The organism is Bacillus pumilus, from assembly GCF_003431975.1.
Classification (GTDB): domain Bacteria; phylum Bacillota; class Bacilli; order Bacillales; family Bacillaceae; genus Bacillus; species Bacillus pumilus_N.
Genome location: NZ_CP027116.1, coordinates 2,987,154 through 3,008,698, shown reverse-complemented (window position 1 = coordinate 3,008,698; position 21,545 = coordinate 2,987,154). Strand labels below are relative to the sequence as shown.

Sequence of the window (21,545 nt, the reverse complement as noted above, 5' to 3'; positions counted from 1 at the left end):
TTCAATAGCTAGTTCCGCTAAAGTGAAAGGGACAGAACTAACGTAATGGAGGGCTTACAAGCGATGACACATATTCAATTTGACTACTCGAAAGCGTTACCTTTCTTTCAAGAGCATGAGCTTACATATCTAAAAGATTTTGTGAAGGTGGCCCATCATAATATTCATGAACAAACGGGTGCAGGCAGTGATTATTTAGGCTGGGTTGACTTACCGAAGCAATATGATCGCGAAGAATTTGCTCGCATTAAAAAAAGTGCAGATAAAATTAAATCTGACTCTGATGTTTTGCTTGTTGTCGGAATCGGCGGCTCTTATCTTGGTGCACGTGCGGCGATTGAATTTTTGAATCACTCGTTCTATAACACGCTGCCAAAAGGCAAACGCAAGACACCGCAAATCATTTTTATTGGAAACAACATCAGTTCCTCTTATTTAACAGATGTGATGGATCTATTGGAAGATGCAGATTTCTCTATTAACGTGATTTCAAAATCTGGTACGACAACAGAGCCAGCGATCGCATTCCGCATCTTTAAAAAGCTCCTCATTGAAAAATACGGTGCTGAAGAAGCGAAAAAACGTATTTATGCGACAACTGACAAGGCACGAGGTGCACTGAAAACATTAGCAACGGAAGAAGGCTACGAATCATTTATCATCCCAGATGATGTAGGTGGACGCTATTCAGTATTAACAGCAGTGGGTCTATTGCCAATCGCTGTAAGCGGGGCAGACATTGATCAGATGATGGAAGGTGCGGCAAAAGCAAGTGAAGACTTCGCTTCATCTGAGCTTTCTGAGAATGCGGCGTACCAATATGCTGTCGTCCGTAATGTCCTTTACAATAAAGGCAGAACGATTGAAATGCTGATTAACTATGAGCCAGGCCTGCAATACTTCTCAGAATGGTGGAAGCAATTGTTCGGTGAAAGTGAAGGGAAAGATGAAAAAGGAATTTACCCTTCATCTGCGAACTTCTCAACAGATCTTCATTCACTTGGTCAATATGTCCAAGAAGGAAGAAGAGACTTGTTTGAAACAATCGTCAATGTAGACAAGCCTCGGCATGAGCTTGTGATTGAAGCAGAAGAACAGGATCTTGACGGTTTGAATTATCTGGCAGGAAAAACGGTTGATTTCGTCAACAAAAAGGCATTTGAAGGAACGATGCTTGCTCATACTGATGGAAAAGTACCAAATCTCATCGTGACAATTCCTGAGATGGATGCTTATACATTCGGTTACCTCGTTTACTTCTTTGAAAAAGCATGTGCGATGTCTGGATATTTACTAGGCGTCAATCCATTCGACCAGCCTGGCGTAGAAGCGTATAAAGTGAATATGTTTGCTTTATTAGGAAAACCAGGCTTCGAAGAGAAAAAAGCAGAGCTTGAAAGCCGTCTGAAACAATCGTAAGAATAAAAAGGCACACCTTATCAAAGGGTGTGCCTTTTTTAAGTTCTCATGGTTCCTGTGCAAGCCTCCCTATGTTCTGCACATAGAATAATGAGTAGAGGAGGGTGAAACATGAGAACAAATCATATTTACATTCACGACATTTCTGGTCAGGCAATTGTCAATTTTGGCAATGTCGGACGTATTTGTCCTATGTGTGCTGTGAAGGATACAGAAGGTGCTGGCAGTGATAACGAGACGAATCAATTAACCAATCAAAGCTTATTGGATGCCGCTTTTACAAACAATGTACAAATCACGAGAGGTAATGTATGAATTCCTCTCTTTAACGAACCCTATACAAAAAGGAGGGTTTCGTATGATTCATGTACCATCCAGACTGCCTGGTGAAAGCTTTTCACTTTACCATTTAGAAGAGACCATGAAGCCGCTCGGTTATGTCATTAATGGCAACTGGGATTATGATCACGGGTATTTTGATTATAAAATTGATAACCGTGATGGCTATACCTTTCTCAGAGTTCCTTTTACAGCAGAAAAAGGCCAGCTGGATCAGCCAGGCGTTGTGGTGAAACTGGGAGATCCCTTTCTCTTAAAGCATGTTTATCAAGATAAATTAGATGATCATGCGATGGTGGGAAATGTGGGAGCATCCTTTAACCAATTCCAAGAACCAAAAGAGAAAGATGGAGAAGTATCAAAAGCATATACTGAGATTGGCTTTTCGCTCGTCAAAGAATTAGAAGACGCACTGCTTTAAAGGCTAATGAGTTCATCTTCTGGATGCAGTTCATAGCCAAAGGGAGGATTCATCATGGGTCCTTCTTTTTTTTGTACGCCGACAATGATCACATGATGCTCTAAAAAGTGATGGAGGGCTGTTAAGAATGTTTCTCCAGCTAGTGAAGCTGGGATCGGTATGGTGGTTACATGTTTATGCAAAGTCATATGTCGTTTTTTCTTTAGCGATTTGAGCTGTTCCTTTAAAAGAAAGTGCTCGACCATTAAATGATTGACTGCATCAGAGGTATGAATGACTTGACTCGCTCCAGCACGCTCGGCATTTTTCACATATCGATCTGTTAAGATTTCAATTAAACAGTAGAGCGACGGGTTTAATCCTTTTGCTGCAAGTAATGTTAAAACACTCTGCATATCGGCTGTTACTTCATTTTCGTGCTGATCTGCGGTAATCATCAGTGCGTCTGCACCGGTAATATTGGCTTTGCGTAGTGTGCCATCCTCAGTCCCATGCCCTCTAATAAAATGAACATTCTCTAGTAGAGGCCCTTCCTTTAAGGAGTCATCAATCAGCACAATCGGCATAGCTGGATCAATCGTTTGAAACGACTGAAGCAGTTTGTTTGTTTTTTCATTCCAACCGACGATAATGAGATGTCCTTTCCCTTTAAAGGCGACCTTCCCTTCTACATAATGGTGCTGCTTACTGAACACAGCGGCAGCAAGTGTTGCAAAATAAGCCGTGACAAAGCTTGCCCCGATCAAAATCAGCGCCATACCTGCGATTTGTCCGGGCATGGTTTGCGGAACAAAATCACCATAGCCGACCGTCGCGACTGTAATGAGGGCCCACCAGATCCCATCAAAGATCGTATGATACTGCTTCGGTTCCAGCAAGACGATTAATTGTCCAAAAAAGAGCAGTAAGAAGCAGATGATGATGGCAATTCGAAGATACAGTGGCCACCTTAGCCAAGCGATAAAGATTCGGTTTGATTTCATTGGACTCTTCCTTTCAGGAGACTGCTAATGTCAGTATGCCCGATTAAGGAAACATTTTTTCATCTTCGTCATGTATTAAAACAGATTCCATATCTTAAAATAAAAGAGAAGAAGGAGGGAATTCGAATGTCGTTCGTTCAAAAGACCGTACTTCTTTTTATCGGTGCGCACTGTTTATCATCGGCTGTCATCTTACTTGTGTTTGACTTGAATACTGTCAATCATTTTATGAATGATTTTTCATGGCTTCATTTTTTTCAAGATCTATACGGAACGGTAACCTTTTATACAGCATGCTTAGGTGTGTTCTTCTTTTTCATTGGCGCAGTTGTTCCCCTCAAAAAGACCTAGTGCTTTTTGCTGTACACGCTACATAAAAGTCTTTAAAATTGTAAATAAATATATAAAATAAAAGGAAGCTGATGAGCATGCTGTTTTTTTATTTTTTAACATTTGCCGCATTGGGATTATCATTTTGGGCACAATTTAAGGTAAAGAATAATTTTGAAAAGTATTCAAAGGTTGAAGCTGCCAGTATGAAAACAGGTGCGGAAACCGCTCGATATATTTTAGATCGCAACGGGTTATACGACGTGCCTGTTGAACCGGTAAGAGGAACTTTGACTGATCATTACGACCCGACGCAGCGTGTGGTTCGCTTATCTGAACCTGTGTACTATGGCCATTCCATATCGGCCATTTCAGTTGCATCACACGAGGTTGGACATGCCTTGCAGCATCAAGAATCCTATGGTGCGCTTGTGTTGAGACATAAAATCTTTCCTGTCGTGAACTTTGCATCTGGTGTTGCCCCGCTTCTTTTCCTTGGTGGAATCTTGCTCGGCAGCCTTAACTTAATCGGGCTTGGGATCATTTTGTTCTCAGCGGCTGTGTTCTTTCAGCTTGTGACATTGCCTGTCGAGTTTAATGCAAGTTCTCGTGCAAAAGATATCATTGTTTCAGAAGGAATCATTAGAAGCAGTGAAGAAAGAGGCGTGAACAAGGTGTTAAATGCTGCAGCTCTTACGTACGTCGCAGCGGCCCTTGTCTCCTTATTTGAATTGCTCCGTTTTGTAATGATCTTCCTAAATGGCCGTAATGATTAATTGATGCCAGAGGAGGTGAGCCCTTACCATTGTTAGGTAAGGGTTTTTTTTGTATATTTTAAACGTATTTTTAGTCATTTTACTCATTGCTGCGACAGCATTTTTTGTTGTCACTGAATTTGCGATTGTGAAAATTAGAGGCTCTAAAATCAATCAACTGATTGAAAGCGGTGATAAGAGAGCCATTCATGTTCAAAAGCTCATATCAAATCTTGATGAATATTTATCTGCCTGTCAACTTGGCATTACCATCACGGCTTTAGGCTTAGGGTGGCTGGGCGAGCCGACGGTAGAACATTTCCTGCATCCACTTTTTGAAAAGCTAGCGCTTCATTCCGCATTAATAGACATTCTATCGTTTATCATTGCGTTTGTGATCATTACGTTTTTACATGTCGTTGTTGGGGAACTGGCGCCTAAAACGATCGCCATTCAAAAGGCAGAGGCGGTCAGCCTTATCACAGCAAAACCGCTCATCTTTTTCTATAAAGTCATGTACCCATTTATTAAAGCATTAAATGGGGCGGCGAGAGGCATTGTAAAATTATTCGGTTTTCATTCTGTCAAAGAACATGAAGTGGCGATCAGTGAGGAAGAATTGCGTCTCATTTTATCTGAAAGCTATGAGAAGGGCGAAATTAACCAATCTGAGTACAAATATGTGAATAAAATCTTTGAATTTGATAACCGAGTGGCGAGAGAGATCATGATCCCTCGTACAGAAATTTCAGCCATAGAGATTGAACAGACGCTTGAAGACGTGACGCATTATATGCTAAACGAAAGGTACACACGTTACCCTGTCATTAAAGAAGACAAAGATCATGTGATTGGTGTCATCAATAGCAAAGATGTGTTCAAGGCGAGCTTTTTAAATCAAGATGTGACGATTGAAGACTTAATGCGTCCGGTCATTCGGGTGATTGAAAGCACTCCTATTCAAGAATTGCTCATTTTGATGCAAAAGGAACGAATTCATATGTCGGTGCTCGTAGACGAATATGGAGGAACAGCCGGACTTGTCACAGTAGAGGACATATTAGAGGAAATTGTGGGCGAAATTCGAGACGAATATGATCAAGATGAAACCCCTCACATCGTTAAAAAAGGTGATTTCCACTATGTAATGGATGGGAAAGCCTTGATTGATGAAGTGAATGATTTATTGGATTTAGCCATTGAGAATGATGATGTTGATACAATTGCCGGCTGGATGATGACGCATAAATTTGATTTTGAGATTGGGGATACGATTGAAGCAGAAGGCTGTAAATTTACCATCATAGATGCAGAAGATCACCATATTCGAACCATTGAAATCAAGAAGGTTCATTTCTCCTAAAAACCTCGTAGCGCTTGACGAGGTTTTTTTGCTTGGTAAACTTTAGGTAAGAGAAATTTCTTCGGATAGGCAGAGATTTGTTTCGCATAAAAAGGGTATGGTTTTATAGAAACGACAAAAGAAATGGGGGAAATAAATGGGGGATATCACGACATTATTGCAAATCGAATATGGAATCATCCAAGCGCCAATGGCCGGAGGAGCTGTGACACCGCAGCTGGCAGCCACTGTTTCACAGTACGGGGGACTTGGCAGCTTGGCAAGTGGGTATGTGCAGCCTGACAATATGAGGCAGCAAATCAAACAGGTCAAACAGCTGACACCCCGCCAGTTTCAGGTCAATGTGTTTGTTCCAGAGCCAATTTCTGAACCCAAAAAAGAAGACGTAGCGTTTTGGGAAAAGCGGCTGCCTGCATATCCGCCAGCTGATCGTATGCCAAGCGAAGAAGCACTGTGGGGTGATTTTGAACAGAAAATCAACATTCTTCTGGAAGAAGAAGTACCGGTCGTTTCCTTTACTTTCGCTTGTCCAAATGAACAAACCATTCAACGCTTCAAACAAAAGGGGATTCTTTTAATTGGAACCGCCACAACAAAAGAGGAGGCACTGCTTTTAGAGGAGAAAGGAATGGATGCCATTGTTCTGCAAGGAAGCGAAGCAGGGGGACATCGTGGTACCTTTTTACCTTCAAGAGGAGATGCCCTCTTGGGACTTTTTAGTCTGATAACCGATGTCAAGCCGCTCTGCCGAGTACCATTGATTGCTGCAGGCGGGATCACAGATCGAGCAGGAGTGAAAGCCGCTCTAGCGCTTGGAGCGGATGCGGTTCAAATCGGCACAAGATTTTTAGCCAGCCAGGAAAGTGCAGCAGCAGACGTATACAAAAAGGCGATTTTGCAGGCGGAAAGCAGTGAAACCAAGATCACAAGGCTTTTTTCAGGGAAAAGAGCAAGAGGAATTGTGAACGAATGGATGGAGGAAGAAAGAAAAAATGAAGAGAGGGTGCTTCCTTATCCAGTTCAGCATGTATGGACGACACCGATGCGAAAAGCCGCTGCTGCCGCAGGGAACCCTGATCAAATGGCTCTTTGGGCAGGACAGGGTGTTGGCCGTATTCACTCCATTTTAACCGTTGAAGAGATTATGCACGAACTGACGCGCATATAAAATCATGCTAGGTGGTGTGACAGGATGGACATCTTAAAACATTCATACCGTAAAAAAGGACAAATTGAATGTTGGTTTGATGAATTCCCACACTCTCCTGCCGTCCTTACGCCCATTCGACACTACTATTTTGTTCGTTACGTAAAATGGAGCCGGCACGATCCGCCAGTCACTAGAAAAGACTTAGAAAAAATGGAGATCCTTGCGAACACGATGCTTGGCACGCTGCAAGATTATCATAAACGCAAGGCATACAAAAGCCCCTTGTCATAACCAATAGACAAGAGGCTTTTTTTAGCTACCAAACATTTGCCTAAGATAAATCACATCCATCCGGGTAGTCTGCGGCAGTAGATAAGCAGATTGAACAGCACCTGGCCGTCTTCTCTTATTCAATTTATCGATTATTTCTGCTGCTGTTAAAATCCCAAGTCCATGTCCGTAATATTGATCTTCACCTAAGTAAATCACATTTTCCCCGCGCCACTGTGACTGCTGATAGCTAAACTCTGGATTTTCAAAATATAAGCAATCTCCATAAATAAAGTCATTCCCACGCTCTGTATAAATCGACAATGTATCATAGTGCCAGTCATAAAGCGTTAAGCTGCGAAGTCTTCGATTAAACTTCTCTTCTCCCACCGTTTGCAGGACCCCCATATAAAATACGATGACAATTGCCGTGGCACATTCAAATGCATATTGTGATCCATTTTCAAAAATGTCTTTAATCCCTGTAGATGGTTCCACTTGATAGCGTAGCTCTAGTGCTCCTGCTTCCGATACACGCCAAAATGCGTCATTTGCACGAGACCTTTGAAAGATGGCAAATGAGGCACCACTTTTATTCAAATCTCTTGCAGCATTCATAATATTCGATCTCAATGTGACTTCAAATAACAAATCTGATGCTTGCCTGTAGCGATACATAACATTTGAGGCTTGTAACTGCATCAAAATGATCCGCTTTTGTCCTTCTAGCTGAAATGAAGCCAGCTGCTCATTTGTCACTGGCTGTCCTGAAAGGATAATCATATGAAAAGCGCCTCCTTTTGTATTAGCGTATGCAGGGTGCTTGGGCAAGGAATCTATTTGTGAAAATAAACAAAAAAGCATCCTTTTTATTTGAAAAACATGAAAATAATATGAAGCTGTCCGATATATAACATATCGTTTAAAAGGAGGAAAAACATGAAAAGTGCAATAAAATGGTTGAAAAAACCATCGATTTCAAAGAGACTGATCATTTCATTCACACTCGTTCTCGTCTTGCCAATTATTACACTCAGTACGATTTCATATCAGATTGCCAAAGAAGAATTAGATCATGAAATCATGTACGGAGCAAACGCAAGAGTCAATGAACTGAATGACATGATCCAGCAAAAGCTGATCAATAAGGAAAACGCAGTAAAACTCTTTACTGAAACATCTACTGCTGCAGATTTTAAAAAGAACAACCAGGACGAGCTGTATGAGCATTTTGAGATATACAGTAAAATCAATGAAGATGATGTGGTTGGGTTTTATGCAGCAAGTAAAAAGCGTGATTTCATTCAGTTTCCTAAAGTAGATATGCCAAAAGGCTATGATCCAACAACACGCGATTGGTATCAACTAGCTATGCAGGATAAAAGTGGTGAGCCAGTTGTCACTAATCCATACATTTCTGCCACAACAAACGGCATGGTTGTCACGATTGCCCAGCGCCTGAAGGACGGGTCGGGAGCGATCGGAATCGACATTGATGTGCAAGACATTGTTGATAAAATAAAAGAGATTAAAATTGGACGAGAAGGATACCCAATTATTGCAAATAAAAATAAGCAAATTGTAGCCCATCCAGAAGAGAAATCAGGATCTCAGGTCACTGGAAATATTTCATCTATCCTTTACAGCGGCAAAGAAGGAACGTCAACTTATGAGAATAAAGGAGAACAAAAGCGTCTCGTTTTTGTGACTAATGATTTAACAGGTTGGAAAATTGCTGGAACGATGTTTGTATCAGAAACAGAAGAAGCAGCACAGCCAGTTTGGAATTCTGCCATTATTCTTTTAATTTCTTCATTTATCCTTGGCGGCATCGCGATCTTCTTCATCGTTCGATCGATTACAATCGGACTTCGAAAGCTTGTTGATTTCTCAACCAAAGTGAGTGAAGGGGATTTAACCGAAACCCTTGAAACCAAGTCGAAAGATGAAATAGGAGATCTCACGCGAAGCTTTAGCAAAATGAGTGAATCTCTTCGTGATGTCATTCGAGCGGTTCAGCAGTCTGTCGACAATGTGGCTTCTGCTTCCGAGGAGCTGACCGCAAGTGCCAGCCAAACAAGTCAAGCCACTGAGCATATCACGATGTCGATTGAACAATTTTCAAATGGAAATGACGCGCAAAACGAGAAAGTCGAATCTAGTACGAATCAGCTTGTGGCAATGAATGATGGATTACAAGACATGTCACATACGTCATCAGAAGTGGCTGCTGTTTCGCTTCAATCGACAGAGGCAGCTGGTCAAGGCGGCCGAATTGTTGAAAGCACAGCGAGCCAAATGAAACATATTGATACATCTGTACAAGAAGCAGAACAAGTCATAAAGCAATTAGAATACAAGTCTAAAGATATTACGAGCATCTTGAATGTCATTAACGGCATTGCAGATCAAACGAATTTACTTGCGCTTAATGCAGCCATCGAAGCAGCAAGAGCAGGTGAATCTGGACGCGGCTTCTCCGTCGTTGCAGAAGAAGTGAGAAAATTAGCTGTCCAGTCCGCAGATTCAGCGAAAGAAATTGAAAAGCTCATTCAAGAAATTGTGTTAGAAATTGCTAAATCTCAAGATATGTTCAAAGCAGTCAATCGAGAAGTACATGCAGGTCTCGGAATGACAGAAGAAACAAAAGAAAGCTTCCAGAACATTTATGAGGCGGCAGAAGGAATGTCGAAAAAACTGACGCAATTAAACGATACGGCGATTGACCTATCGAGCGGTTCAAAGCTTGTTTCACAAGCCATGCAGGAGATGCGCCAAGTCTCTAGAGAAAGTGCGGCAAACATCCAGGACATTGCGGCTTCTGCGGAAGAGCAGCTGGCATCAATGGAAGAAATCACATCCTCATCTGTGACACTTGCCAACATGGCAGAGGAACTAAAAGAGCTCACAAGTCAATTTAAAATTGATTAAAAAATGATGAAAAAATATCCAGAATTGTCTGGGTATTTTTTTTATCTTTAAACATCATTTCCAGCCTCTAAAAATAAACCTTTCATCCGATAATAACTTTAGAGAAGTAAAGGGGGAAAGAGAAAATGGGAAAAATGATCCAATGGTTAAAAAAACCATCCATTTCAAAAAAATTAATTATTGCCTTTTTGGTAGTCCTCATCCTGCCAACCGTTGCACTGACAATTAGTGCATTTTTCACTTCAAAGACTGAGCTAGACAAGCAGATTATGGGCAGTGCGATGAGTCAAGTCAATGCATTTGACACCTTAATCAATGAGAATATTGGAAACAAAGCAGATGCTGTGACCCTGTTTACAGACACACTTAAAGCGTCTAATCTTCAAGAAAAAAATAGAAATGCAACCATTAAAGAATTGCAACAATTTGGAAAAATTAATGAAAAGGATGTTTCGGCTATCTATGCAGGCTCCGAAAAGGGATTGTTTATGCAATACCCAGTTCAAAAGATGCCTGATGGCTACGATCCAAGAGAGCGTCCATGGTACCAAGAGGCACTCAATGCAGAAAACGGCAAACAAGTCATCACAAAACCATATGTAGCAGCCTCTACAGGCAAAATGGTCATCACGATTGCTCAAAAAATGAAAGATGGTTCAGGTGTCATTGGACTTGATATGGAAATTGACAGCCTGCTTCAAAAGTTAAAGGAAATCAAAATTGGGCAAAAAGGCTATGCCTTTATTATGGAGAAGGATAAAACAGTTTTAGCAGACCCAACCGAAAAGTCAGGGAGTCAGGTCAATGAGAGTCTGGCAAATATTATTTTTAAAGACAAAGAAGGAAGCGGCAGCTATACATTCAAAGGAACAGATAAAAAGGTTGCGTATGTGACCAATAAAATAACTGGCTGGAAAATCGGTGGAACGATGCTCGTCTCAGAAGTAGAAGATGCGGCAAAGCCCGTTTTCAATACAGCCATTATCGTGTTCAGTGTCACACTTATTGTAGCAGGGATCATCATCTTCTTTATCGTCCGCTCTATATCTAAAAGATTATCCAACCTTGCCCGTTTCTCGAAAAAAGTCAGCGAAGGCGATTTACGCGATAAGCTTCAGATCCAATCAGATGATGAAATTGGACAAGTTGGGAAGGGCTTTAATACAATGATCGACTCATTAAGAACCCTCATTGGTGCCGTTCAAACCTCAGTTGAAAATGTCGCTTCTTCATCAGAAGAACTGACCGCCAGCGCAGGACAAACAAGTAAAGCAACAGAGCATATTACACTAGCCATTGAACAATTCTCCAGCGGAAATGAAAGTCAAAATGACAAAGTCGAATCCAGCTCAGACGAGTTAGAGGAAATGAACCGAGGCCTTCAGCACATGAATGAGTCGGCTGAATCCATTACTGCTTCATCGATCAAATCAACAGATATCGCAGGGGAAGGCGGACAGCTCGTGGAAAAAACCGCTTCTCAGATGAATGTCATTGATCAGTCCGTCAAAAAAGCAGAGAATGTCATCAGCGCTCTTGAAAGTAAGTCAAAAGACATTACACAAATTCTTGGTGTCATCAATGGAATTGCAGATCAAACGAATTTACTTGCACTAAATGCAGCAATCGAGGCAGCAAGAGCTGGGGAATCTGGCAGAGGCTTCTCTGTTGTAGCAGAAGAAGTAAGAAAGCTGGCTGTTCAATCAGCCAATTCGGCGAAGGAAATTGAGAATTTGATCAAAGAAATCGTTCAAGACATCGATGTATCACAGGAAGTATTCACTACGGTGAACCGAGAAGTTCAATCAGGCTTAAGCTTCACTGAACAAACAAGAGTCAGCTTCCACAATATTTTCGAAATGACAAAAGAAATTTCAGACAATCTCCAAACGATGAATCAAACAGTGATCCAGCTTTTCAAAGGCTCAGCACATGTGTCCGAGGCTGTTCGTGAGATCGCAGACGTCTCACGCGAAAGCTCCGCAAACATTCAAGACATTGCTGCTTCAGCGGAAGAACAGCTTGCATCAATGGAAGAAATCAGTTCGTCCTCTGCTACACTCTCTTCTATGGCAGAAGAATTGCGTGATTTAATCAGCAAATTTAAAGTCGAATAGACATAATGAAAAGAGCCCTTCAGCTAGGGCTCTTTTTTCATTATACTAAACCAAAAGAAATAGGCAATATTACTCATTTTAATTATTTATCGAACATTATACCTTGAAAAACGATTCGTATTACCTAAGAATAGAGGTGAAAGACCACAAATCATAATTCAAAAGGAGTAGAGTAATGAAAAAAATCAACTTTTTTAAACACTTTACGATGTCGAAGAAATTAATTACCGCATTCTTAGCGATTCTCCTAGTGCCAATTCTCGTATTGGCCGCATTTTCTTATGAAGTGGCATCAAATTCCCTCAATGATGAGATTATGTCTAGTGCTGCAAATGGTGTTCAGCAATTAAACGAACTTATTAACAAAGATGTACAACCTAAAATTGATATCGTATCCTATTTATCTAAATCCGTGAAAAAGAGTGAATTGTCAGCTAAAAACAAGGATTTACTCAAGGTGAAATTAGAGCAATTATCGGAAACAGATGAAGATGTAGTGGGAGTATTCGTTTCAGATCAAAATGGTAAACTAACTGAATATTCAGAGATCCACAAAGGAAGTGCAGCAAATGCAAAAAACGAACCATGGTTTCAACAGTCGATGGGAGAGAAAAAACTCATCATTTCAAATCCTTTTGTCGATAAATCATCTGATGACCTGCTCATCACAATATCAGAACAATTAGCGGATGGTTCTGGGGTGATCGGGATGAATGTTCGCTTGAACACGGTGGTGAAAGATACAAACAGCATCAAAATTGGTCAAGAAGGCTATGCGTTTGTCGCAACCGCAGATCAGCGCTATGTTGCTCATAAAACAACCAAGGGCGGGACGAAATTGACAGGTGATTTTGTCTCGAAAATGTATGAAAAAAAACAAGGCAGCTTCGAATATGAATACAATGGACAGCCAAAAGAAATGTTTTTTGACACAAATGAAGCGACAGGCTGGAAGATTGCTGGGACAATGTATGTGAACGAAGTCAAAGAAGCAGCACAGCCAGTGCTCGACTTAACAATGATCATACTGGCAGCTGCGATTGTCGTTGGCGGAATCGCAATTTATTTTATTATTAAATCGATTCGAAAGCCACTGATAGAGCTCTCTGAATCGGCTGAGAAAATCAGTCAGGGTGATCTGACCCAGCATATTGAAGTTCGTACGTACGATGAAATCGGTAAACTTGCGCAGAGCTTTAACGAGATGTCGGCAAAACTCAAACAAGTCATCCAAGCTGTTCAGAATTCCATTGAAAATGTGGCTGCCTCCTCTGAGGAATTAACAGCAAGTGCGGGTCAGACGGCACAAGCGACCGAGCATATCACATCATCTATTGAACAGTTCTCGAACAGCACTGAACATCAAAACGATATGATCGAAAAAAGCTCAGTCCAGTTGAATGACATGGATCGCAGCTTATCGCATATGGTCGATACGACCTCTCATATGATGGAATCGTCGATTGAAACGAGCAAAACGGCTCAGACTGGTGGAGAACTCGTTCAAAAAACAGCAGGTCAAATGCAAACGATTGAGCAGGCAGTAAAAGAAGCAGAGCTTGTTATTCAAGGCTTAGAGCAGAAATCAAAGGATATTACAAACATTCTCGGTGTGATTAACGGCATTGCTGACCAGACGAATCTTCTAGCTTTAAATGCTGCGATAGAGGCTGCTCGAGCAGGTGAAGCAGGCAGAGGTTTCTCTGTGGTTGCAGAAGAAGTTCGTAAGCTGGCAGAGCAATCAGGAAGCTCTTCAAAGGAAATTGAAAGTTTGACGAACGAGATTGTAGAGGAAATTGAAAAGTCACAGGAAATGTTTAAACAAGTAGCGGGTGAAGTACAATCTGGATTAAATATTACAGATGAAACGAAAGTAAGCTTTGAGAGAATCACCGATAAAACATCACAAATGACAGAACAAATGAAACAAATGAACGGATCGGCCAAAGAACTCTCGCATGGCTCGAACGATATTTCACAAGCAGTCAATCAAATCAAAGAGCTTTCACGAGAAAGTTCTGCAGGCTTCCAAGATATCGCAGCGTCCGCAGAGGAACAGCTGGCATCAATGGAAGAAATCAGCTCATCCTCTGCCACTTTATCTCAGATGGCAGAAGAGCTAAGAGAGCTCATTAAACAATTTAAAATGTAAGAGCTACAGGGAAACACCTGGCGTCTAAACGCCAGGTGTTTTTCCATTCAGTGCATATATTTTGGGTAATTTGGACTTATTTAGACTTTAATAAGTTAAAAAAGTAAACAACCCAGTAGTACTTCCGATATATATACTATCTTACTAAAAGGAGTTTTCTTTTTTATGAAATTCATACAGTATTTCAGAAAGCCATCTATTTCAAAAAAGCTTGTATTCTCTTTCTTATTTATTCTCTTATGCCCAATTATTGTATTGGCATTCTCTTCATATCATACGGCAAGCACCTCTTTGAATGATCAAATCATGCAAAGCGCTAAAGAAAACGTGGAGCAGCTAGATAAAAATATTACGAAGGTTGTCAAAGTGAAAACTGACGCAGCCGATTTCTTTAGCAAATGGATCACAGAGAAAAAGCTCAAGCAAAAAGGAACGACAGATATTCAAGGACGCTTTGAGCAATTCATGAGTATGAATGATGACACAGAAGGCATTTTTGTCGCTTCAAATGACGGCAAAGTGTTTTCAAGATATCCTAATAAAAAAATGCCTGCTGACTATGTCGCAACAGAGCGGGATTGGTATAAAGACGGCTGGGCGAAAAACGGTGAGCTGTCTGTTTCAGCACCGTATCCAACAGCATCAACCGGTACGCTTGTGGTCACAATCTCTAAAAAATTAGAGGACGGATCAGGAGTTATTGCCATGAACTTAAACATTGCAAATCTAGTAAAAGAGTCAAATAGCATTAACATTGGGAAACAAGGCTATGCCTTTATCGGAAGTCCAGACCGTACATTTGTTGCCCATCCAACGAAAAAAGCAGGAACAAAATTATCTGGTGAATGGTTAGAAAAGCTGTATTCACAGGATGAAGGTTCTATGAGTTACATGTTTGAAGGAAAAGAAAAGCAAATGGAGTTCACCACAAATAAAGCGACTGGCTGGAAAATTGTCGGTACGATGTTTGTGACAGAGGTAGAAGAAGCTGCACAGCCAGTCTTTAACATGGCCGCTATCATTTTAGCAGGCGCGCTTATCATTGGTGGAATTTTGATCTTCTTGATCATCCGCTCCATTACAAAACCACTTTCTATGCTTGTCTCTTCTTCAAAGAAGATCAGTGAGGGAGATTTAACAGAAAAAATTAATGTCAGGTCAAAAGATGAAATTGGACAGCTTGGCACAAGCTTTAATGAAATGAGTGAGTCTCTAAGAGATGTTATTCAGGCTGTACAAACATCTGTAGAAAACGTGGCTTCTTCATCTGAAGAACTGACGGCAAGTGCGGGTCAAACAACTAAAGCAACAGAACATATTACATCATCTATTGAATCATTCTCAAACGGTAACGAAAATCAAAGTGAAATGGTCGAGCAAAGTGCGACTCATTTAAAACAAATGAATGAAGGTCTGACCGAGGTTGCAGAAACGTCTGATGTCATCACAGCCTCATCTATTCAATCAAAAACAGTCGCAGAAACAGGCGGACAGCTTGTGGAGCAAACCGTCGGCCAAATGAAGACGATCGATCATTCAGTGAAAGAAGCTGAAGGGGTGATCAACGGGCTGGAGCATAAATCAAAAGATATCACAAACATCCTAGGCGTGATTAACGGCATTGCAGATCAAACGAATTTACTTGCACTCAATGCCGCCATTGAAGCAGCACGTGCAGGCGAATCAGGCAGAGGCTTCTCTGTTGTCGCAGAAGAAGTACGTAAACTTGCTGTTCAATCATCTGATTCAGCAAAAGAGATTGAAAAGCTTGTAAAAGAAATCGTCTCTGAAATCGAAACGTCTCAAAATATGTTCAAATCCGTGAATGAAGAAGTGAAGAATGGTCTTTCCATTACTGATCAAACGAAAGAAAGCTTCTCACAAATCAATGAGCAAACAGCGGAAATTGCAACAAGAATGAATGAAATGAATACAACGGTACGTGAACTTTCAAAAGGATCTGAGCAAATTTCTAAAGCAGTGAATGACATTGCAGATGTATCACGAGAGAGCTCAGCAAGCATCCAAGATATCGCCGCATCTGCTGAAGAGCAGCTTGCTTCTATGGAAGAAATTAGTTCTTCCTCTACAACACTTTCCCAAATGGCGGAAGAGTTACGTGATTTAATTAAAAAATTCAAGATCAGCGAATAAGGCCAAGTGGTTCTCCTCAAGGGGAACCGCTTTTCTTTTTAAGAGATCATCTCGTACAATAGAGGAAATCAAAAGAATAGGAGAGATGTTATGCGTTTATCAGATAAGAAGGTCATTGCGTTTGTCAGTGATGATTTTGAAGATTTAGAGCTATGGTATCCGGTTCTGCGTTTAAGAGAAGAAGGGGCAACTGTTCATCTTGTAGGAGAAAAAGCAAATCATGAGTACATTGGAAAGTATGGTGTGCCGGCTGTATCTGATGCAGATTTCTATTCCATTCAAGCGGATGAATATGATGCTGTGCTTGTCCCTGGAGGCTGGGCGCCGGATAAACTACGCCGTTATCCAGAAGTATTAGACATCGTCCGTGCATTTGATGCAAAGGCGAAACCAATCGGGCAAATTTGCCATGCTGGCTGGGTGCTGATTTCAGCAGGAATCCTGCAAGGCAAAAAAGTGACAAGTACACCTGGTATTAAAGATGATATGACTAATGCTGGTGCGGAATGGTTCGATGAGGCAGTCGTCACAGATGGTCATCTCGTCTCTAGTAGACGTCCGCCGGATCTTCCTCCATATGTAAAAGCATTTGCGGATGTGTTAGCGGCAACCTAAACAATTGACCTAAAACAAAAAACAAAGGGCGAACAATACACATCATGTTCGCCCTTTGTTCATCATGTCATGCCCCATTCATATTGTCTATCGGCAGGATACAGCACGCCCATTTGCCTTCTTGCTTCGTCCATGACGGACATGGCTTGAACAGATAAGGCGAACGTATTGACTGGAGACTGTCCCAATCCTTGCTGAATACATTCAATAAAGTGACTAATTTCATAATACATGGCTGGCTGATCATCTTTGAGAGAGAGGTCGGTTTTGTGTCCGTGACGATCATGGATCGTGATACGTGAAGGACGGTGGAATTGATCAATCACCATCGTCGCATCCTCTCCTTGAATTTCCGCAGATAAATGAGACGTTGAAATTTTAGAATGAAAAAGAAGTGCTTGATGCCCTTCATACTGTAAAAGGACTGTACCGCTCCCATCCACACCAGAAGAAAGCTTATATCCTCTTGCGGTGATTTGATTCGGCAGACCAAATAAATAGATGGCAGGGTAGACAAGGTACACACCGATATCCATTAAAGAACCATTCGATAATTCAGGCTTAAAAGCATTTGGCAGCTCGCCATTTCGATAAGCATCATATCTTGAGGAATATTTACAGTAATGAGCGACCACTTGCCGGATGGGCCCGAGCTGATTAAGATGCTGCTTGATTTGAAGAAAGTTTGGCAGAAATGTCGTTTTCATCGCTTCCATCAAACAAACTTGATGTTTCTTCGCTGCAGCAATCATCTCTTCCACTTCTTTTCGGTGAGAGGCGAATGGTTTTTCGCATAAAACGTGCTTTTGATGCTCCATCATCAACATAGCCTGCTCCTTATGAAGAGCATTTGGACTCGCAATATACACTGCATCAAACGCATCACTTTCCGCCATTTGTTGTAAATTCGTAAAAACCGTATCAATGCCGTATTTGTCGGCAAAGGCCTGGCCTTTTTCAGCGGACCGTGAATAGACGGCTGTACATGTAAAATCAGCCATTCCTTCACCGGCCTGTAAGAATCGATCTGTAATCCAGTTCGTTCCGATGACAGCAAATCGAACCATGTCATTCCCTCCTTCTGCTTTTCTCTGATTATACATGCTTTGAAAGCGTTTGTATGAAAGAATATTCTTTTTATTGAAGAGCGGATGAAACCTTTATACAGGCTGATGCGTCTTACATAAAGGATATAAATGTACGAAAAGTGGGTAGTTTCTTCCTTCATTCGGGTAATACTCAAATAGAAGGGAGAGGAGGAAACGAACATGAAGCGTGTCCTGCATATAGGAAGTACATACGTCTTTGCGCTTTTATTCATATCAGCCGGCATTTTTCATGTGATAGAGCCAGGCGGTTTTGCCCGGATGATGCCAGGCTGGCCATTTCCATATGTAATGGTCTATGCGACTGCATGCCTTGAATGGCTGCTGGCGGTTCTGCTGCTTCTGCCAAGTGTCAGAGTGACAGCAGCAAAAACCATTGCTGTCTATCTTGTACTCATTTTCCCTGCAAATCTATTTGCTGCACGAGAGGGAATTCCATTTCCAGGGCAAGAAAGCACAGATCAAGCCTTACTATGGATAAGGCTGATTGGACAGCCGATTATGATTGTATGGGTGATGTCCATTGCGAAATGGGAAAAAAAGCTGAAACAATGACCACTATATCATGATCAGGTAGTGTACAATTTATTTATAAAATAGCCGAGTTTGGAGGAACGATATGAATTCTATGCAAATGTGGAGCAGTCGATTTAGAAAATTTTTTCTTGATAACAAGTTTGTTCTCTTTTTACTCGTCCTGCTATTAATCGGATTGAATATCCTTGTTTTCATGAAAACATCCTTTATTTTCACACCGCTCATTGTACTCGTCAAAACCATCGCCTTACCGATTATTTTAACGGGAGTCGTATATTATTTATTAAATCCGATTGTTAACTTGTTAGAGAGGTTTAGAGTCAAACGGATTTTTTCGATTTTGCTTTTATATATTGTCATTATTGGCATCATTACCGTGACCATTGTGTCTATTATTCCTTTTTTGCAAGCGCAAACGATGAGTCTGTTTCATAACCTTCCGAAATATGTTGATACGGTAGAAGAACAGATCCGCCAACTAACGGGAAGCAACTTCATTAATCAGGCGCAGAAAACGATGAATTTTAACGTCTCTGAATTGGTCAGTAAAGCATCCAGTCAAGCGACGAAGATTTTGGAAAGTACCTTTACTGGAGTGGGGACATTCCTAGGGGCGCTCACTGAAGTCATCATTTCAATCGTGACGGTTCCGTTTATTCTATTTTATTTATTAAAAGACGGCAAAAAACTACCTGACTATTTCCTGAAATTTATTCCGAATAAGTTTAGAGAGCATACACATATCGTGCTTCACGAAATGAACCATCGCTTGAGCTCTTATATTCTCGGACAGATCATTGTCAGCTTCTGTATCGGTGTTCTTCTTTTAATCGGTTATCTGATTATTGGACTTGACTATGCGCTGCTGCTAGCGATCATTGCGGCATGTACAAGTGTGGTGCCTTACCTTGGGCCAACGATTGCGATTACACCAGCGATTGTGATTGCGCTTGTGACATCACCAGTGATGCTTTTAAAACTCATCATTGTTTGGACAGTGGTTCAGCTTATTGAAGGGAAATTCATTTCTCCTCAGGTCATGGGGAAAAACCTTCATATCCATCCGATTACGATTATCTTTGTTCTATTAACAGCAGGTAAATTGTTCAGCGTAGTCGGCATCATTGTCGCGATTCCGACGTATGCCGTTCTGAAGGTCATCACGACCCATTTGTTTGATTGGTTCAAAATGCGATCCAATTTGTATAAAGAAGAAAAGGTTTAATGTCATAATCTTTTTTTGAAAAAAATATAGTATCATAAAGACGAGCTTTCGATAAAGGAAGCTTGTCTTTATGTGGACATAGATAGTTTGGCCTGTTCAAAAGATCAGAATTGAAAGGAAAGAAAATCATGAATCTATGGGATTTATTCGTGGCACTGGTTTTAGGAATTGTCGAAGGATTAACAGAGTATGCACCTGTCTCATCTACAGGTCACATGATCATTGTCGATGACCTATGGTTAAAGTCGAAGGAAATCATTACGCCAGAGGCGGCAAACACATTTAAAGTCGTGATTCAGTTAGGCTCTATTTTAGCTGTCATGATTGTGTTCAAGGATCGTATTTTGAACTTGTTAGGCTTAAAGAAAAATATTACCGAAGAACAAAAACGCAGCGGGCATAAGCTGACCATTGCCCAAATTGCAGTAGGACTCGTCCCAGCCGTCATTTTAGGCTTCTTATTCGAAGATTATATTGATAAATACTTATTTGATGTGAGAACGGTCGCTGTCGGTTTGATTTTAGGTGCAGTGTTAATGCTTATCGCTGACTGGATCAATAAACGTAAAACAGAAACAAGCTCTGTTGATAACATGTCTTACAAACAGGCGCTTTATATCGGACTGTTTCAATGTTTGGCATTGTGGCCAGGCTTCTCTCGCTCAGGTTCGACGATCGCAGGCGGGGTTATACTTGGTTTGAATCACCGTGCGGCAGCTGACTTTACATTTATTATGGCAATGCCGATTATGGCGGGAGCAAGCTTCTTAACACTTGTAAAAAATGCTGAATACTTAACAACAGATATGCTGCCATTCTTTATCGTTGGCTTTGTGAGTGCATTTGTTGTGGCTCTCTTTGTTGTTCGATTCTTCCTCAAGCTGATCAATAAAATCAAACTAGTGCCTTTTGCGATATACCGAATCATCCTAGGTGTGATTTTATTTATTCTATTTATGTAATGCTATAAGCTACTCTTGTAGAAGAGTAGTTTTTTGTTGTTTCAGCTCTTTTAAACAGTAAAACCATCCTCTTAAATGGTAGAAAAAGAAGTTTTTTCATAATTTAGTGTTTAAGAGACAGAAAAAGGGGTAGTACATAAACATACCAATTAAAGGAGGAGTTAGAAATAATGAGAAAAACAAGCAAATTTTTTGTTAGTTCTGTGATCGCTACGTCAATGGTTGCTGCCCCTCTATCTCTTACGACTTTTGGTCAAACGGCTGAAGCTGCTACGACAACAGGTGTTGATGGAAGTGTTTCTATTGATCCAGTAGCCATTGCCGATAAAATCGAACAAGCAGTAAAATCATCTCAAAATCGTGATGGATTTGTAAAAAATGCGGCGTACAGTGCCTTCTATGAAGCAGGTCAAAACTACAACGTGGTTGTCCAAAATTTAAGCCAAGATCATGACTTTAGCGGACTGAACAATGTGGTTTACTATGATAGTGTTGAATATGATGGTATTACGTTTGGAATTTGGGTATTTGAAGATGGTACGTTCGTCAACAATGGTGACGGCGGCTATATTAACTGGACATTTGTCGGCAGCTTTGACCGCGAGGATGGAAGTGGCACTGTCGATTTCCATAAAAGATTCTAATCTTATTGACAAAGGGCTAAAATGATCTTTATTTTAGCCCTTTCTCTTCCTTTCAGCGTGATAGAAAACCTT

General features: G+C 40.9%; 20 protein-coding genes and 4 pseudogenes. 21 read left to right on the top strand and 3 right to left on the bottom strand.

The features are described 5' to 3' along the window. The first annotated feature begins 63 nt into the window (after positions 1-63). From C5695_RS15680 to C5695_RS15670, 3 genes are all read left to right on the top strand, one after another. Positions 64-1,419, top strand: coding sequence for a glucose-6-phosphate isomerase (locus C5695_RS15680; RefSeq protein WP_117731500.1), 1,356 nt, complete (start codon positions 64-66; stop codon positions 1,417-1,419). A 111-nt stretch (positions 1,420-1,530) separates the two neighbouring features. Continuing rightward, positions 1,531-1,734 carry a spore germination protein gene (locus C5695_RS15675; protein ID WP_233230748.1) on the top strand — a complete coding sequence of 68 codons (204 nt, stop codon included), beginning with the start codon at positions 1,531-1,533 and terminating at the stop codon, positions 1,732-1,734. A gap of 43 nt (positions 1,735-1,777) precedes the next feature. Then, a complete protein-coding gene (locus tag C5695_RS15670) occupies positions 1,778-2,179 on the top strand; it encodes a YugN-like family protein (RefSeq protein ID WP_117731499.1) in 402 nt (133 codons plus the stop codon). Here C5695_RS15670 and C5695_RS15665 read toward each other — a convergent pair. Continuing rightward, complete coding sequence (locus tag C5695_RS15665) at positions 2,176-3,162, bottom strand: potassium channel family protein (protein WP_117731498.1); 987 nt, start codon at positions 3,160-3,162, stop codon at positions 2,176-2,178. The two genes, C5695_RS15670 and C5695_RS15665, sit on opposite strands and share 4 nt — an antisense overlap. A 126-nt stretch (positions 3,163-3,288) precedes the next feature. Here C5695_RS15665 and C5695_RS15660 point away from each other — a divergent pair, with 126 nt between their 5' ends. From C5695_RS15660 to C5695_RS15640, 5 genes are all read left to right on the top strand, one after another. Then, on the top strand, positions 3,289-3,513 hold the full coding sequence (locus C5695_RS15660; RefSeq protein WP_117733156.1) for a YuzI family membrane protein: 225 nt from the start codon (positions 3,289-3,291) through the stop codon (positions 3,511-3,513). An 80-nt stretch (positions 3,514-3,593) separates the two neighbouring features. Further along, positions 3,594-4,268 (top strand): zinc metallopeptidase, encoded by a 675-nt coding sequence (locus tag C5695_RS15655; protein WP_117733154.1) that lies wholly within the window; start codon positions 3,594-3,596, stop codon positions 4,266-4,268. 49 nt (positions 4,269-4,317) lie between these two features. Beyond that, a complete protein-coding gene (locus tag C5695_RS15650; protein ID WP_117731497.1) occupies positions 4,318-5,610 on the top strand; it encodes a hemolysin family protein in 1,293 nt (430 codons plus the stop codon). 136 nt (positions 5,611-5,746) lie between these two features. Next, on the top strand, positions 5,747-6,778 hold the full coding sequence (locus C5695_RS15645) for an NAD(P)H-dependent flavin oxidoreductase (protein WP_117731496.1): 1,032 nt from the start codon (positions 5,747-5,749) through the stop codon (positions 6,776-6,778). A gap of 24 nt (positions 6,779-6,802) precedes the next feature. Beyond that, positions 6,803-7,051: a hypothetical protein gene (locus tag C5695_RS15640; protein ID WP_117731495.1), complete on the top strand. Its 249-nt coding sequence runs from the start codon at positions 6,803-6,805 to the stop codon at positions 7,049-7,051. 21 nt (positions 7,052-7,072) lie between these two features. Here the strand turns inward: C5695_RS15640 and C5695_RS15635 are convergent, their stop codons facing one another. After that, entirely contained in the window at positions 7,073-7,813 is a 741-nt protein-coding gene (locus C5695_RS15635; protein ID WP_117731494.1) for a protein-glutamine gamma-glutamyltransferase, read from the bottom strand. A gap of 156 nt (positions 7,814-7,969) precedes the next feature. Between C5695_RS15635 and C5695_RS20995 the strand changes: the two are divergent. From C5695_RS20995 to C5695_RS15610, 9 genes and pseudogenes are all read left to right on the top strand, one after another. Continuing rightward, positions 7,970-9,019, top strand: a pseudogene (locus C5695_RS20995) (cache domain-containing protein); the annotation flags it as partial. After that, the gene (locus C5695_RS20990) at positions 9,011-9,961 is read left to right on the top strand and encodes a methyl-accepting chemotaxis protein (protein ID WP_410369225.1); all 951 of its coding nucleotides are present in this window, start codon (positions 9,011-9,013) and stop codon (positions 9,959-9,961) included. The pseudogene C5695_RS20995 and the gene C5695_RS20990, both read left to right, overlap by 9 nt. Before the next feature lie 125 nt (positions 9,962-10,086). Then, a pseudogene (locus C5695_RS20985) lies at positions 10,087-11,133 on the top strand (HAMP domain-containing protein); the annotation flags it as partial. Then, complete coding sequence (locus C5695_RS20980; RefSeq protein WP_410369224.1) at positions 11,128-12,078, top strand: methyl-accepting chemotaxis protein; 951 nt, start codon at positions 11,128-11,130, stop codon at positions 12,076-12,078. The pseudogene C5695_RS20985 and the gene C5695_RS20980, both read left to right, overlap by 6 nt. 175 nt (positions 12,079-12,253) lie before the next feature. After that, positions 12,254-13,291: pseudogene (locus tag C5695_RS20975) on the top strand (HAMP domain-containing protein); the annotation flags it as partial. Then, positions 13,283-14,230 carry a methyl-accepting chemotaxis protein gene (locus tag C5695_RS20970; protein ID WP_395940520.1) on the top strand — a complete coding sequence of 316 codons (948 nt, stop codon included), beginning with the start codon at positions 13,283-13,285 and terminating at the stop codon, positions 14,228-14,230. The pseudogene C5695_RS20975 and the gene C5695_RS20970, both read left to right, overlap by 9 nt. 165 nt (positions 14,231-14,395) lie before the next feature. Continuing rightward, a pseudogene (locus tag C5695_RS20965) lies at positions 14,396-15,439 on the top strand (HAMP domain-containing protein); the annotation flags it as partial. Continuing rightward, the gene (locus tag C5695_RS20960) at positions 15,431-16,384 is read left to right on the top strand and encodes a methyl-accepting chemotaxis protein (protein ID WP_395940521.1); all 954 of its coding nucleotides are present in this window, start codon (positions 15,431-15,433) and stop codon (positions 16,382-16,384) included. The pseudogene C5695_RS20965 and the gene C5695_RS20960, both read left to right, overlap by 9 nt. A gap of 90 nt (positions 16,385-16,474) precedes the next feature. Continuing rightward, positions 16,475-16,999, top strand: a complete 525-nt coding sequence (locus tag C5695_RS15610; protein ID WP_117731489.1) for a type 1 glutamine amidotransferase domain-containing protein — start codon at positions 16,475-16,477, stop codon at positions 16,997-16,999. A gap of 62 nt (positions 17,000-17,061) precedes the next feature. Here the strand turns inward: C5695_RS15610 and C5695_RS15605 are convergent, their stop codons facing one another. Further along, on the bottom strand, positions 17,062-18,066 hold the full coding sequence (locus tag C5695_RS15605) for a Gfo/Idh/MocA family protein (RefSeq protein WP_117731488.1): 1,005 nt from the start codon (positions 18,064-18,066) through the stop codon (positions 17,062-17,064). Between the two features lie 201 nt (positions 18,067-18,267). Between C5695_RS15605 and C5695_RS15600 the strand changes: the two genes are divergently transcribed. The 4 genes from C5695_RS15600 to C5695_RS15585 all read left to right on the top strand — a co-directional run bounded on the left by C5695_RS15600 (position 18,268) and on the right by C5695_RS15585 (position 21,473). Next, a complete protein-coding gene (locus C5695_RS15600; protein WP_117731487.1) occupies positions 18,268-18,660 on the top strand; it encodes a DoxX family protein in 393 nt (130 codons plus the stop codon). A gap of 64 nt (positions 18,661-18,724) precedes the next feature. Continuing rightward, positions 18,725-19,867, top strand: coding sequence for an AI-2E family transporter (locus tag C5695_RS15595; protein ID WP_117731486.1), 1,143 nt, complete (start codon positions 18,725-18,727; stop codon positions 19,865-19,867). A 128-nt stretch (positions 19,868-19,995) separates the two neighbouring features. Beyond that, entirely contained in the window at positions 19,996-20,829 is an 834-nt protein-coding gene (locus tag C5695_RS15590; RefSeq protein ID WP_117731485.1) for an undecaprenyl-diphosphate phosphatase, read from the top strand. Between the two features lie 170 nt (positions 20,830-20,999). Then, positions 21,000-21,473, top strand: a complete 474-nt coding sequence (locus tag C5695_RS15585) for a stress protein (RefSeq protein WP_117731484.1) — start codon at positions 21,000-21,002, stop codon at positions 21,471-21,473. The last annotated feature ends 72 nt before the right edge of the window (positions 21,474-21,545 follow it).